The 13,534-nt window shown below is 48.1% G+C and carries 14 protein-coding genes; 12 read left to right on the top strand and 2 right to left on the bottom strand.

Annotation, left to right across the window (positions count from 1 at the left end):
- The 12 genes from gspD to NJR55_RS06250 all read left to right on the top strand — a co-directional run bounded on the left by gspD (window position 1) and on the right by NJR55_RS06250 (window position 11,204).
- Complete coding sequence (gene gspD, locus NJR55_RS06305; RefSeq protein WP_253618818.1) at window positions 1–2,091, top strand: type II secretion system secretin GspD; 2,091 nt, start codon at window positions 1–3, stop codon at window positions 2,089–2,091.
- Window positions 2,084–3,568 carry a type II secretion system ATPase GspE gene (gspE, locus tag NJR55_RS06300; protein WP_275978067.1) on the top strand — a complete coding sequence of 495 codons (1,485 nt, stop codon included), beginning with the start codon at window positions 2,084–2,086 and terminating at the stop codon, window positions 3,566–3,568. The genes gspD and gspE overlap by 8 nt, the downstream gene beginning before the upstream one ends.
- A 3-nt stretch (window positions 3,569–3,571) precedes the next feature.
- Window positions 3,572–4,798 carry a type II secretion system inner membrane protein GspF gene (gspF, locus tag NJR55_RS06295; protein WP_253618814.1) on the top strand — a complete coding sequence of 409 codons (1,227 nt, stop codon included), beginning with the start codon at window positions 3,572–3,574 and terminating at the stop codon, window positions 4,796–4,798.
- Window positions 4,799–4,800: 2 nt separating this feature from the next.
- Window positions 4,801–5,238 carry a type II secretion system major pseudopilin GspG gene (gene gspG, locus NJR55_RS06290; RefSeq protein ID WP_253618812.1) on the top strand — a complete coding sequence of 146 codons (438 nt, stop codon included), beginning with the start codon at window positions 4,801–4,803 and terminating at the stop codon, window positions 5,236–5,238.
- Window positions 5,213–5,779: a type II secretion system minor pseudopilin GspH gene (gene gspH, locus NJR55_RS06285; RefSeq protein WP_253618810.1), complete on the top strand. Its 567-nt coding sequence runs from the start codon at window positions 5,213–5,215 to the stop codon at window positions 5,777–5,779. The genes gspG and gspH overlap by 26 nt, the downstream gene beginning before the upstream one ends.
- 2 nt (window positions 5,780–5,781) lie before the next feature.
- On the top strand, window positions 5,782–6,174 hold the full coding sequence (gspI, locus tag NJR55_RS06280) for a type II secretion system minor pseudopilin GspI (RefSeq protein WP_253618808.1): 393 nt from the start codon (window positions 5,782–5,784) through the stop codon (window positions 6,172–6,174).
- Entirely contained in the window at window positions 6,164–6,847 is a 684-nt protein-coding gene (gspJ, locus tag NJR55_RS06275) for a type II secretion system minor pseudopilin GspJ (RefSeq protein ID WP_253618806.1), read from the top strand. The genes gspI and gspJ overlap by 11 nt, the downstream gene beginning before the upstream one ends.
- Window positions 6,837–7,823: a type II secretion system minor pseudopilin GspK gene (gene gspK, locus NJR55_RS06270; RefSeq protein WP_253618804.1), complete on the top strand. Its 987-nt coding sequence runs from the start codon at window positions 6,837–6,839 to the stop codon at window positions 7,821–7,823. Before gspJ ends, gspK begins: the two co-directional genes overlap by 11 nt.
- Window positions 7,824–7,826: 3 nt before the next feature.
- Window positions 7,827–9,047, top strand: coding sequence for a type II secretion system protein GspL (gene gspL, locus NJR55_RS06265; protein ID WP_253618802.1), 1,221 nt, complete (start codon window positions 7,827–7,829; stop codon window positions 9,045–9,047).
- Window positions 9,044–9,562, top strand: coding sequence for a type II secretion system protein M (locus NJR55_RS06260; protein ID WP_253618800.1), 519 nt, complete (start codon window positions 9,044–9,046; stop codon window positions 9,560–9,562). Before gspL ends, NJR55_RS06260 begins: the two co-directional genes overlap by 4 nt.
- Window positions 9,559–10,305: a type II secretion system protein N gene (locus NJR55_RS06255; RefSeq protein WP_253618798.1), complete on the top strand. Its 747-nt coding sequence runs from the start codon at window positions 9,559–9,561 to the stop codon at window positions 10,303–10,305. Before NJR55_RS06260 ends, NJR55_RS06255 begins: the two co-directional genes overlap by 4 nt.
- 80 nt (window positions 10,306–10,385) lie before the next feature.
- Window positions 10,386–11,204 (top strand): mechanosensitive ion channel domain-containing protein, encoded by an 819-nt coding sequence (locus NJR55_RS06250; protein ID WP_253618794.1) that lies wholly within the window; start codon window positions 10,386–10,388, stop codon window positions 11,202–11,204.
- Window positions 11,205–11,258: 54 nt separating this feature from the next.
- On the opposite strand, the gene NJR55_RS06245 is transcribed toward NJR55_RS06250, so the two are convergent.
- Together NJR55_RS06245 and NJR55_RS06240 are read right to left on the bottom strand one after the other, a co-directional pair.
- Entirely contained in the window at window positions 11,259–12,527 is a 1,269-nt protein-coding gene (locus tag NJR55_RS06245) for an O-acetylhomoserine aminocarboxypropyltransferase/cysteine synthase family protein (protein ID WP_253618792.1), read from the bottom strand.
- Complete coding sequence (locus NJR55_RS06240) at window positions 12,524–13,432, bottom strand: alpha/beta fold hydrolase (protein ID WP_253618790.1); 909 nt, start codon at window positions 13,430–13,432, stop codon at window positions 12,524–12,526. The genes NJR55_RS06245 and NJR55_RS06240 overlap by 4 nt, the downstream gene beginning before the upstream one ends.
- Window positions 13,433–13,534 lie beyond the last annotated feature (102 nt).

Here is a 13,534-nt window from a genome sequence, read left to right as displayed (position 1 = left end):
ATGACAGTGGCAAAGAGTGGCTTAAAAGCATGGTTGGGAGCTCTCGGTTTGGCATTAACACTGATGAGTTCACCATTAAGCAGCGAAGAATATGCCGCCAGTTTTAAAAATACTGATATTAACGAGTTTATTCAGGTTGTCGGCCGAAACTTAGGCAAAACCATCATTATTGACCCTAACGTGCGGGGTAAAATTGATGTGCGCAGCTACGATGTGATGGATGAAGAGCAGTACTATCAGTTTTTTCTTAATGTTCTTGAGGTCTACGGATTTGCCACCGTTGAAATGGAGTCCGGCGTCCTGAAAGTCATTCGTGATAAAGACGCAAAAACCTCTTCGCTGCCTGTTATTGGTAGTGACACAAAACTTATGGGCGACACTATGGTGACCCGGGTTGTGCCGGTAGAGAATGTCTCCGTAAGGGAGCTTGCTCCTTTATTGCGTCAGTTAAATGATCAAAGCGGTGGTGGCATGGTCGTCAGTTATGACCCATCAAATGTGATCATGATGACCGGGCGCGCTGAAACAGTGCAGCGTTTAGTTGAGATTATTGAACGGGTAGACCGGGCTGGCGATCAGGATGTTGATATGATTAGCCTGGAGTATGCGTCAGCCAGTGAAATTGTTCGTATAGCTCAGTCGCTGTTCGAGAAAAATAATGAAGGCGTACCGGCATTGCTTATTCCTAAAATTGTTGCCGACGATCGTAGTAATAGCGTTATTGTTAGCGGTGAGCCCCGTGCCCGTGCCAGAGTCGTCAAGCTGATTAAACAGCTTGATCAGGACTTAAAAACCGAAGGTAACACTCGTGTTTTCTACTTAAAGTATGCGAAAGCGCCTGAAGTGGTTGAAGTGTTGAAAGATGTCAGCCGTTCTATTCAGGCTGAAGTTGAACAACAGTCAAGTAGCGGTGGGGCAACTCAGCGCCGTCGTACCGGAGGTGATGAAACGGTCAGTATCAGCCCGCATGAGCCGACAAACTCAGTGGTCATTACCGCCCAAAAAGATATGCTGGCGTCGCTGGAAAAAGTGATTCACGACTTAGACATTCGCCGTGCTCAGGTTCAGGTTGAAGCCATTATTGTTGAGATTATGGAAGGCGATAACGTTGACTTTGGTGTGCAGTGGATCAGTGAAGACGGCGGTATGGTTCAGTATAATAATGGTAATCAGGTACCTATTGGAAGTTTGGCTGCGGGTGCTTATCAGGCGCGTGAAAGGGAAGGTACAACGACGACTCGGATAACAGATGGAGGGGTCGAGGTGACGACGACAGAACCGGATGAACCCGGCGATGTTTCGTTGTTGGCGAATTTATTGGGTTCGGTAAACGGTATGATGTTCGGTACCATTCAGAATGACTGGGCTGCGGTGGTTCAGGCCGTTACTCAGGATAAGCGTTCAAATATTCTGGCCACTCCAAGTATTGTTACCGTCGATAACGAAGAAGCGAGTTTCCTGGTTGGTCAGGAAGTGCCTACTATTAGTGGCTCTACTACGGGTGATAACAACGATAACCCGTTCCAGACGGTTGATCGCACCGAGATAGGTATTAAGTTAAAAGTAACGCCTCAAATTAACGAGGGTGACGCCGTACAAATGACGATAGAGCAGGAAGTGTCCAGTTTAAGTGGTGCCACTGCGGTTGACGTTATTATTAATAAGCGTGAGCTGAAAACTACAGTTATGGCTGACGATGGCGAGACCATTGTACTGGGCGGTCTGATTGATGAAGACGTGCAGGAATCTGTATCTAAAGTTCCTATTTTGGGCGATATCCCTATTTTGGGTAAATTATTTAGCTCAACTTCAACCTCTAAGCAAAAGCGCAATCTGATGGTTTTTATCCGTCCCACCATAGTCCGTGACGGGAACCGTATGCGTGAGTTAAGTTCGGCAAAATACAATTATATGCGGGCGCTGCAACTGGATGAACGTTCGCGCGGTATCTCGCTAATGCCTTCTGAAGACTCACCGTTGCTTAACGACTGGGACAGTGAACTGACGTTACCGCCGGGCTTTGACGAATACCTGAAAAAGCAGGGTAGTGAGAAGAGCGACGAACAGAATGAAGAGCCGCAAAATGACTGAAGCCAGTGCCATTGCAACAGCTCGCCTTCCTTTCAGCTTTGCTAAGCGCTTTGGCGTGGTGGTTGAGCAGGGTGAGCCGTTAATTTTGCATTGCCGCGCCGGTATTTCGGCTGCTGCGTTAAAAGAAGTGAGGCGCGCGCTGGGTCAACCGGTCACTCTTCAGGAGCATGCCGCAAGCGACTTTGAAAGCCTGTTAACCCGTGCTTATCAACGAGACTCATCGGAAGCCCAGCAGTTAATGGAAGATATTGGCAACGAGTCCGATTTATTCTCTCTGGCTGATGAGCTGCCGCAGACCGAAGATTTGCTCGAAAGTGAAGACGACGCGCCTATTATTAAGCTGATTAACGCCATGCTGAGCGAAGCGATAAAAGAGGGCGCCTCAGATATTCATATTGAGACTTTTGAGAAAGCTTTGCTCATACGTTTTCGTATAGATGGCGTTTTGCGCGAAGTGTTGCGACCAAATCGTAAGTTGTCATCGCTGCTGGTGTCGCGCATAAAAGTTATGGCACAGCTGGATATTGCCGAAAAGCGTGTCCCACAGGATGGGCGCATTTCTTTGCTTATTGCTGGCCGGGCAGTGGATGTCCGGGTGTCGACTATGCCGTCGAACCATGGTGAGCGGGTTGTTTTGCGTTTATTAGATAAGAACAACGCGCGGCTCAACCTGACTGAACTGGGAATGACTGACGGCAACCGAAAAATTTTCCAGGAACTGATTTACAAACCCCACGGCATTATTTTGGTAACCGGCCCCACGGGCTCAGGTAAAAGTACGACGTTGTATGCCGGGCTTAGCGAAATTAATTCTAAAGACCGTAATATTCTGACAGTCGAAGACCCGATAGAATACGCCATTGATGGTATTGGGCAGACTCAGGTTAACCCTCGGGTGGATATGACCTTCGCCCGCGGCTTACGCGCTATTTTGCGCCAGGACCCGGACGTAGTAATGGTTGGTGAGATACGTGATGTAGAGACCGCGCAAATTGCGGTGCAGGCGTCGCTTACCGGTCACCTGGTCTTGTCTACATTGCACACCAATACGGCCGCCGGCGCTATTACTCGTCTGGAAGACATGGGCGTAGAACCTTTCCTGCTTTCATCAAGCTTATTAGCTGTGTTATCACAGCGCCTGGTGCGGACACTCTGTAGCGAGTGCAAACAGCCTCACGAGCCTGATGATGAAGAAAAGAATATGCTGGGACTTGCTGCTTCCGATACCAGTGTGATTTATCGTGCCGCGGGTTGTGAGCGATGTAATTATACCGGTTACCGTGGGCGTACGGGTATTCATGAACTGCTGCTGGTGGACGATCATGTACGTGAGTTAGTCCATAACGGTCACGGTGAACAGTCTATTGAAAAGTATATTCGGCAGTCGACGCCCGGTATTCGCCAGGACGGATTAGCAAAAGTACTGAAAGGCAAAACAACGCTGGAAGAAGTGCTGCGGGTTACCCGCGAGGAGTAGAGGGTGGCAGCATTTGAATACCAAGCCGTTGAAGCTAATGGCAGAAAGAAAAAAGGTGTACTGGAAGCCGATACTGAGCGACAGGTACGTCAGTTATTGCGTGAAAAAGGCTTAATGCCTTTAACCATTGAGCCGGCAGCGGATCAAGACAGAAAGAAAACGCTACAGCCCCGGTTTGGGCTTCCGCAACGAAAGGTTAAAGCACAGGATTTAGCGCTAATTACCCGTCAGTTATCCACCTTAGTAGGTTCAGCGTTGCCCATTGAGCAGGCATTGTTGGCGGTTGCTGATCAAACTGAAAAGCCGCGCCTGAAAAAATTACTGATGTCGGTGCGCAGTAAAGTGGTTGAAGGTTATGGCCTTGCCGAAGCGATGTCAGAGTTTCCCGGTGTTTTTGATTCTTTATATACTGCTATGGTGGCTGCCGGGGAAAAGTCTGGTCATTTAGATACTGTACTGGATGAGCTGGCAAACTATACTGAGCAACGCCAGCACATGAAAAGCCAACTGACCCAGGCGCTTATCTACCCGCTTATGCTAACTTTGGTTGCTATCGGCATTGTGGTTTTTCTGTTGGTTTCTATTGTACCGCAAATAGTGGATAACTTTTCCACTATGGGCCAGGACTTGCCGCCAACCACTCTGGCTATGATAGCCATTAGTGAATTTCTGCAAAACTGGGGGCTGTGGTTACTTATTGGTATTGTTCTGGTACTGGTGGCTTTTAACCAGTGGTTAAGAAATGAAAAGAACCGCCTGAAATATCATCGCAGCCTGTTAAAACTTCCCATGCTGGGTAAGGTCATAAGAGGGGTAAGTACTGCCCGTTTTGCCCGGACTTTAAGCATATTGACTTCTTCAGCGGTACCCTTGCTTGACGGGTTGCGTATTACCTCGTCGGTCATTGGTAATTTAGCCATACGTCAGGCGGTAGATGAAGCGGCCGGACGCGTCCGGGAAGGGGCATCAATGCGTGGTGCGTTACAGGAAACGGGGTTGTTCCCGCCAATGATGCTGCACATGATAGCTGCAGGCGAGAAATCCGGTGAATTGGAACAAATGTTAAAACGCTCGGCCGATAATCAGGATAAAGAATTTGAAAACTTGGTGTCGGTTAGTTTAAAAGTATTTGAGCCGGTGCTGATAGTGACGATGGCAGGTATCGTGTTCTTTATTGTGCTGTCTATCATTCAACCCATTTTACAATTAAATAATAGTGTAGGGCTTTAGCTATGAGACGTAATCAACAAGGTTTTTCATTGGTCGAAGTAATGGTGGTTATTGCCATTATCGGTATTTTGGCCACTATGGTGTTGCCGAACGTACTGGGTAACCAGCAAAAAGCGAATGAACAAAAAGTGATAGCTGATATTGTCGCTTTAGAAAACGCACTGGCTCAGTACCACTTAGATAACGGTATGTTCCCGACGACTGAGCAGGGTCTTGAAGCCTTAGTCAATGAACCGAACATGGATCCGCAGCCACGCAGCTACCGTAACGGTGGTTATATTCGTCGTTTACCTCAGGACCCCTACGGTAACGATTATTTGCTACTGAATCCCGGTCAGTACGATGACGTCGATATTTTTTCCCCAGGCCAGGATGGTCAGCCCGGAACGGATGATGATTTTGGCAACTGGATGATTGGCAACAACGACCGTGATCAATAAGCGTTGTCAATTTGGTTTTACTTTAATTGAAGTTATGCTGGTGATGGCCATTCTCGGTCTCATCGCCAGCGCTGTTATGTTTACGCTGCCCGGCGGTGAACGGGGCCAGGACTCCCCTCAAAATGCGGCCGTGAGTTTACGTCAACAGCTAAACTATGCCCGCGAATACGCTATGGTTCGACAACAACCTCTCGGATTAAAATTTCAAGAAGATGGCTATCGTTTTTTGTTCTGGAAAGACGAGCAATGGCGCGAAGAGCACGTTCGTGGTTTACGCGCTCAGGAAACAGAGAGTCCACTACGCTGGCAGTTCACTAGCCGGGGTCTGGAAATACTGGAACAGAACGAGTCGTTGAGTAGCGGGTTGTTTGCTGAGGAAAGTGACGAAGACAGCATAATTCCCGATATTCTGATTCTACCCAGCGGTGAAATGACACTATTTGAAGTGCATATTGAGTATTTAAACGACCCCGATGCTGATCGTTGGCTTATTGCTGAAAACAGCTGGCAAGTTAGTATTTCTGCCGAGGCTCCGGAGTAACTATGCGGTGGGTACGCGGCTTTACCTTAATTGAAGTGATGGTCGCCTTGTCGGTATTCAGTCTGGCGGCGCTTGCCGCATTGCAGGCCGCAAGTGGGCACCTGACTGGGCTAAGCGCTTTACAGGATAAAACCTTTGCTCAGTACGTAGCTTCTAATCGTCTCGCGGAATTGTCGCTTGAGAACAAGTGGCCACTTGAAGATAAACGTAGCGGCCAGCAGGAGCAGGCTGGTGTTACCTGGTACTGGCAACAACAGGTGGTTGAAACGGTAACGCCAAATGTTGTTGCAGTAACGGTGAAAGTGATGAAAAACGAGGACGGTCGCGAACACTTTCGGTTAACCCGTTATGTGCGTAAACCCGATTCAGCGGGGGAAACGAGCAATGAGCGTTAACGCCGCAAACAAAGGTTTTACCTTAGTAGAAGTGCTGGTGACCATGGTGATATTTGCCATTATCGGTATTGCCAGCTTTCAGGTTCTGAACCAGATGGTCAATACCGAAGAGCAATCTCAAAAACAGCGTGAACAGCTGGAGCGTCTGCAGTTCAGCCAGTTGCTGATACAGCAGGATATTCGGCAAATGGTCGCTAAACCAACGCGGCCATCTGGTGTCGAGGTTACCCATCAATACCTGAGTAATGATCCGGGTTACTTCGATTCTGACGGCGGTGTGCTGGCCTTTGTCAGAAGTGGTTTTGATAACCCCGGTAACATGATGCCCCGAAGCGAATTGCAGCCGGTAGTTTACCGTTTATGGGATGGGAATTTGCAGCGAGTAACCGAGACTTTCGTTAATGATCGCTCCTCAGAGCCATCCGTTCAGACCTTATTAGAAGGCGTTGAAGAACTGTCTTTTCGGTTTTACCGCAGTGATGGCGTGAGTAACGCGAATCAGGGACTAGAACAAGGCTGGAGCGACAGCTGGGAAAGCTCCGGCGATTTACCTCAAGCCGTTGAAGTGACCATTCGTAGCAAAAACTTTGGCACCATCAGACGCGTGTTTTTGATAGCCGCAGTAGGACAGCAAGTGGAAAGTAATAGCGGAGGGCTGCAACGTGCAAATTAGCCGGGGTAAGTCATTACAGACCGGAGCTGCACTGATAACGGTTTTGCTGGTTATTGCTATTGTGTCGGTTATTGCTGTGAATTTAGGCGGAAAGCTACAGTTGCAAATAACTCGTATGGGTAACTTGCAGCAAGCTGAACAAAGCTACTGGATGTGGTTAAGCGCAGAGGATGTTCTAAAAGAAGTGCTGCAAACTGAGCTGGAAGAGAACGATGGAGTTGCGCATAAAGAACAAAACTGGGCTCAGCGCAGCGGACCTTTTCCGGTAGAAGGTGGGCAGATTGCCGCGAAAGTCAGGGATTTATACAGCTGCTTTAACCTTAATAGCCTGGTTACCGATGCAGAAGACCCCGGGACTCTGGAAAAACGCAAACGACAATACAAAGCGCTGCTGGAAGCACTGGAGATTGATAACTATCAGGCCGAGATTTTAACCGACAGTCTGGTAGACTGGCTGGATGAAGACAGTCAGTTGTCGGGCAGTAACGGTGCCGAAGACCCTGACTACGAGAGTTTACCTAAGCCTTATTTGGCCGCAAACAGCCAACTCCTTGAGATGAGCGAGCTAAGAATGGTGCGTGGATACAGCGCTAAAATTGTCAATACTCTACACTCTGTTGCTTGCGTTATTCCGAATGAGACAGATTTAAAAGTTAATATTAATACTTTGGAACAGGATCAGGCTGCGATTTTAACCGGGATTACCGAAGGTAAGTTAGCACTTGCTGACGCTATGGCGTTGCTGAGTAATCGACCGCCTCAAGGCTACGAATCCGATGAAGAACTCGCTGAGTTAGCTGAGCTTTCGGGAGTGCGATCGGAATTAGAAGGTGAGTTGTCGGAACTGACCGTGAGTAGTGAGTATTTTCAGTTGATTGCGATGATTCAGTGGGGCGAAGTAGAAATGAGAGCGCGCTCGGTATTACATTTAAACGAAGGTCGAGTACAAACTTTGTACCGGGCGATGGGAGATTAGTTTATGCATGAAACACTGATTCTGCGGTTACCGGCTTATGGTACCAACGAACCCATACCCTGGTTGGTCTGGCACAAAGGACAGCAAGAATTAATTGCCAGTGGAGAGCTGAGTTCGGTAGCAGAGCTTGCTCAGTTAAAAGACAAAGCCAACCGTTGCGAAGTCATTGTAGCCTTGCCCGGGCAAGATGTTTCGATGACGAAAGTGACATTGCCCGCAGGCACAAAAAGGCATTTACAACGCATTATTCCTTATGCTTTGGAAGAAGAGCTGGCGACAGATATTGAGCAGTTGCACTTTGCCTGGCCGGATCTAAAAGGCACAGAATTGCCGGTTGCTGTAGTTGCTAAAGAACGAATGAATTACTGGTTGCAGGTATTAACCGAAGCCGGTATTGATTCGGCTTTCTGGGTGCCCGACTGTTTTCTGTTGCCGCATCAGAACGATACCTGGCAGGCGATAGAGCTCGCCGACAGTGTTATTGTCAGAACCGCTGAATGGCAGGGCTTTACTATAGAAAAAGACCAGTTTGCCCAGTTAGCACCAGCTTTTGCTGCTGAACAAGACAGTCCAACGGAAATTATTCACTATGGCGCGTTAAACTGGCCGCAATCGCCAGCACCTTTAACACCTGCTGATATTGAGGTGCCTTTTACTATTGCCGTGCAAAGTATCGCGACAGGGAACTGTATTAACTTAAGGCAGGGGGCTTATCGCTCACAACGGGCAAAACGTTCAGTTGACTTGCCCTGGAAGGGGCTGGCTACTGCCGCGAGTGTACTCTTTGTTTTGGCCGTGTTATTAAACGGCGTACGCTATTGGCAACTGGAGTCTCAGCGTGACACTTTAAAAGCGCAGGCTGAGGAACTCTATCGTGATGCCTTTCCCGGTCAGACTCGTATTGTGAACTTAAAAGTACAGTTACAACGACAACTGGAAAGCCTTGGACTGGGTAGCGCGGATGAAGCGTCAGTGCTCGCGGTTTTGCAGCAACTGGCTCCTGCGTTTAAGTCGCAGCCTGAACTGCAGCTTGAGTTACTTCGCTTTCAAAACAATGAATTGCGCTTACAGGCAACCGCCAGCAGCTTTTCTCAATTTGAGGCTTTTCAACAGGCGGCAAAAGCCGAAGGGTTAACTGTTGAAGCCGGCTCCATGAGCAACCGGGGTGAACAAGTTTCGGGGTCTTTAACCGTGCAACTCGATGCTCAGGGGGCGCAGTCATGAAAAGAATTAGTCGTCATTTAACGCCTTATCTGGATTTAGGTAAGCAACGCTGGCAGCAGTTTAACCACCGCGAGCAGAGCTTGTTAGCTGTTTTGGCAGGAGTACTGTTTATTGCTTTTCTGTACTTTGTCATTTGGCAGCCCAGCTCCCAGGCAGTAGCCAATGCAGAGCGTCAGCTTGCAGCTCAACAGCAGCAGTACCAATGGGTTCAGCGGGCAATAGCGCGCTATAAAAAGCTGGAAGAGAGCAACTCTCAGCAACAAAGTGCATCGGGTTCTGTCAGTCAACGCATTAATCGTGCTGCAGCGGCACAGGATATTCAAATTGCGCGTTTGCAGCCTCAGGGGCAGGAGTATCTGTTAAGTGTTGATGAGGTGGCTTTTTCTGATTTATTAAGCTTTTTAGCTGAACTGGAGCAACGCCAGGGGTTAGCACTAAAAGCTGTAGATATTGCAAAATTAAATACGCCCGGACAGGTGCGTTTACGTAAACTATTAGTAAGTGAGGCTTCATGAATTTAAAACGCTGGATACCCTGGTTAGTGGTCGTGTATCTGGTTGCCATGCTGGTAATGTTACCGGCAAGGGTCATCTACTGGTTTCCTTTGCCGGATAACGTCCGGCTCTCTCAGGTCAGTGGGAGTTTGTGGAATGGTGTTGCCGGGCAGGTGGCAGTTGACGATATCGTACTGACTAACCTCAGTTGGAACTGGCAGGTGTCGTCGGTATTTCTGGGCGAGCTGGTGATGGATGTCAATTTGCCTGCAAAGAACAATCCGTTTTCGCTGAATGGACGTCTGCTGGCGGGGTCCACTAAAGTCGGGGCCAAAGATATTACCGCCAGTGGTGATGTTAATGCTCTGTTGCAGTTGGCAAATACACGCTTACCTTTAAAGACCGGGGGAAACTGGCGTTTGTCATTAGACAGTTTTGTTGTTACTGCTCCCGGGCCGGTACGTTGGTGTGACGAGTTAAAAGGTAAGGCACAAGGCGAGCAAATTCGGGTGTTGGTGAATAATCAATGGCAGTCGTTGGGAGACTTTCCGGTGGAACTTAGCTGTAATGACAATAACTCGGTGGGCTTAGCCATGAATGGCAACAACAGTCTTGGGTTAGATTTTAAAGGTAGCATTAACAGCCAAAGTTTCAGTGCTGAGGGGACAGTTAAGCCGACTCTGGAAACCCCGGAAGGGCTGGCTAAAATGATGCAATACATGGGAACGCCAGATTCGCGTGGACGTTACTCATTTCGCTTGTGATCCCACTTGCGGGCAAAAACGTTTATGATTACTGTAATAATAAATCACTAATTAAAGTCTTTGCGAAATAAGGAATTTGTATGGATAACATCGTCCAGTGGATTAACGATAATCAGGACATGCTGATCGGCTTCTCGATTAAATTTATCATCGCTATTGCGATACTTATCGTCGGTAAAATTGTTGCTAACACCGTGACGGGTGTCATGACCAAAGGTATGAAAAAGCGCGAGGTTGATGGTGCTGTTATCAGCTTTGTCGGTGCAATCTTAAAAACGGTGATATTCATTGCCGCTATTATGATGGCACTGTCGCATGTGGGCGTTGAAACCACTTCCTTCATTGCCATATTAGGTGCGGCTGGCCTGGCAATTGGCCTGGCGTTGCAGGGCTCACTGTCTAATATTGCATCTGGCGTCCTGCTTATTATGTTCCGCCCAATTCGTGCGGGTGAATACGTTGATGCTGGTGGTGTTTCTGGAACCGTTGAGCAAATTAATATTTTTCAGACCATTATGAAAACCCCCGACCGAAAAGTAGTTTTTGTACCTAACTCTGAGATTATCGGTGGTCCTATTGTTAACTATAATCGCGAGGAACTGCGCCGTATCGACCTGGTTATTGGTGTAAGTTACAGCGCGAATCTGCAGCAGACGAAGAAAGCCCTGATGGATGTTATTACCAGCGATGAAAGGGTATTAAAAGATCCCGAGCCTGTTGTTACGGTGACTAATCTTGGCAATTCATCAGTCGACTTTAACGTTCGCCCGTGGACGAAAAACGAGGATTACTGGCCGACCCGCTGGGACTTATTAGAGCGTATTAAAGACCGTCTGGACGAAGAGGGCATTGGTATTCCCTTTCCCCAAATGGACGTTCACCTGAAAAAAGACGATTAACTTATTGTTGTTCTGACAAAAGGCCACTTCAACAGTGGCCTTTTTTGTGGGCGCTTAAGCGAGTGCCTGAAAGATATCGGCAATAATATCTTCCGCATTTTCAATGCCAACACATAAACGAATGGCTTCTGGTTTTACGCCAACAGAGGCCTGTTCTTCGGCAGACAGCTGGCGGTGAGTTGTTGAAGCCGGGTGGCAGGCCAGCGACTTTGCGTCACCAATATTGACCAGTCGCTTAAACAGCTTTAGTTTATCGTAGAAGGCAACACCTGCATCGTAGCCGCCTTTAACGCCAAAGGTTAGCAGCGACGCAGGAACTCCATTTTTAATATATTTTTTTGCCCGTTCGTAGTTAGTGTGCTCCGGTAGTGCGGCAAAGTTGACCCAGTCTACCTCCGGGTGCGACTGTAAGTATTCAGCCACTTTTAGCGCGTTTTCGCAGTGGCGTTCAATACGCAAAGGTAAAGTTTCTAAACCCTGCAATAACAGGAAAGCATTAAAGGGTGACAAGCAGGCTCCGGTGTTACGCAAGGCGACAGTGCGAACGCGGGCTATGAAGGCCGCCGGACCGAACGCATCGGTATAAATCACGCCGTGATAAGCCGGTTCCGGTGAGCTAAACTGAGGAAAGCGTTGTTTTTGCTTAACCCAGTCAAACCGTCCGCTATCGACTATTAGTCCGCCAACTGAATTGCCATGACCTCCAATATATTTGGTCAGTGAATGCACCACAATGTCAGCGCCAAAATCAATGGGTTTGCAAAGTATCGGTGTAGCAACCGTGTTGTCCACGACCAGCGGAACGCCATGTTGGTGGGAGACCTCAGCATAGCCTTCTAAATCGGCGATGTTTCCCGCCGGGTTGCCAATACTCTCGCAGAATACCGCCTTAGTTTTATCGTCTATAAGTTTGCCTATGTCTTCGGCTTTATCCGATTCGGCAAAACGGACTTCAATGCCAAATGAAGGCAACATATGCTGGAATAGTGTGTAGGTTCCGCCGTAGAGTTGTGGTGTCGTCACTATGTTATCGCCCTGACGGGCAAGCGTAATTAATGCGTACTCAATGGCTGCCATACCTGAAGCTACGGCAAGTGCCGCCACACCATGTTCCAGTTCTGCGACACGTTTTTCCAGAACATCGTTGGTCGGGTTCATAATGCGTGTATAAATATTCCCTTCAACTGCCAGGTCAAACAGGTCAGCGCCGTGCTGTGCGTTATCAAACTCGTAGGAAACGGTTTGGTAAATGGGGGTAGCTACTGACTTAGTCGTTGGATCAGTTTCATAGCCATGGTGTATAGCCAGTGTTTCGTCTTTCATACAGACTCCAGTTCAGATTCAGTTAAAAAATGCGTTAAAGCCGATTGGTATTGTTCAACATTCTTGATAAAACCATCGTGACCGAAAGGCGTTTCAATAGTGACCCGGCCAAAAGTGTTAGGAAGCAAGTTTTCCAGTTCATTAACCAGACTGGGCGGGGCAATAGCGTCGTTGTTAAAATCGACTAGCTGCACTTTTGCCTGTACACGGGTTGGGTCAATGGCGTAATCGTTGAGTATCGGCGTAAGGTGCGTAAATAAGCTGCGGCAGCCATTGCCGTTTTGCTTCAAGAGTTTTTCGCCCTGATACAGTAAGTATTCAAAGGCATCGTCCGCATGGTTAAAACGTTGTTCGAATTCTTCCGCGGTACGGTAACTCAGCATTGCCAGCGCGCGTGCCAGAATAATGCCCGATTGTTTATCATCGCAACGTTGAATGAGTGCCTGTTGAAAGTAGCGTAATAAAGCGGAATGAACTGACGGTTTATGAGCCGCGCCAATAGCACTTAAACGTAGCAATTCAGCTGGGTGATCAGCTGCATACTGAAGTCCCAGAACACCGCCAAAAGATCCCCCGATCCACGCCTGTAGGTTGTCGGTTTCCTGCTTCAGTGCGTGTCGTATGGCTTCACTGTGTTGCTGTACCGTTAAAGGCACGGACGGACACTCTGAGCCTCCTATGCCTCCGGGGTAGTCGAAGCTGATGACTTGCACATCAGTCAGCTCTGAAAAGAGCGGATGCAGTGACTGCCACCAACCGCTCTTATCAGGCTTCCAGATTAGGCCACTGGCACTAATCCCGCCCTGAACAACAACGACCGGTTTATCAGGATCGCCATAGCGATAACCTTTAAGACGTGCGAAAGGAGTGTCTGCGTAAAAACTGCGGGCAACTGGCTGAACCATAGTTAACCTCAATATTCTGAGTGATGCTTCGACTGTAATAAATAGATATAAAGCCGTCAAGACATTTAGACGTCTAAATTAGGTGGGTTTATTTCGTTGTCA

Source organism: Idiomarina rhizosphaerae (genome assembly GCF_024159085.1).
In the GTDB taxonomy this organism is placed as follows: domain Bacteria; phylum Pseudomonadota; class Gammaproteobacteria; order Enterobacterales; family Alteromonadaceae; genus Idiomarina; species Idiomarina rhizosphaerae.
The sequence above is the reverse complement of the archived record's forward strand: the minus strand, read 5'-3'. Positions and strand labels throughout refer to the sequence as shown.

Excerpts from the sequence above, each read along its gene's own strand:
- gspD (WP_253618818.1), top strand. The coding sequence starts at position 1 with ATGACAGTGGCAAAGAGTGGCTTAAAAGCATGGTTGGGAGCTCTCGGT.
- gspE (WP_275978067.1), top strand. The coding sequence starts at position 2,084 with ATGACTGAAGCCAGTGCCATTGCAACAGCTCGCCTTCCTTTCAGCTTT.
- gspG (WP_253618812.1), top strand. The coding sequence starts at position 4,801 with ATGAGACGTAATCAACAAGGTTTTTCATTGGTCGAAGTAATGGTGGTT.
- gspI (WP_253618808.1), top strand. The coding sequence starts at position 5,782 with ATGCGGTGGGTACGCGGCTTTACCTTAATTGAAGTGATGGTCGCCTTG.
- gspJ (WP_253618806.1), top strand. The coding sequence starts at position 6,164 with ATGAGCGTTAACGCCGCAAACAAAGGTTTTACCTTAGTAGAAGTGCTG.
- gspL (WP_253618802.1), top strand. The coding sequence starts at position 7,827 with ATGCATGAAACACTGATTCTGCGGTTACCGGCTTATGGTACCAACGAA.
- NJR55_RS06260 (WP_253618800.1), top strand. The coding sequence starts at position 9,044 with ATGAAAAGAATTAGTCGTCATTTAACGCCTTATCTGGATTTAGGTAAG.
- NJR55_RS06255 (WP_253618798.1), top strand. The coding sequence starts at position 9,559 with ATGAATTTAAAACGCTGGATACCCTGGTTAGTGGTCGTGTATCTGGTT.
- NJR55_RS06250 (WP_253618794.1), top strand. The coding sequence starts at position 10,386 with ATGGATAACATCGTCCAGTGGATTAACGATAATCAGGACATGCTGATC.
- NJR55_RS06245 (WP_253618792.1), bottom strand. The coding sequence starts at position 12,527 with ATGAAAGACGAAACACTGGCTATACACCATGGCTATGAAACTGATCCA.
- NJR55_RS06240 (WP_253618790.1), bottom strand. The coding sequence starts at position 13,432 with ATGGTTCAGCCAGTTGCCCGCAGTTTTTACGCAGACACTCCTTTCGCA.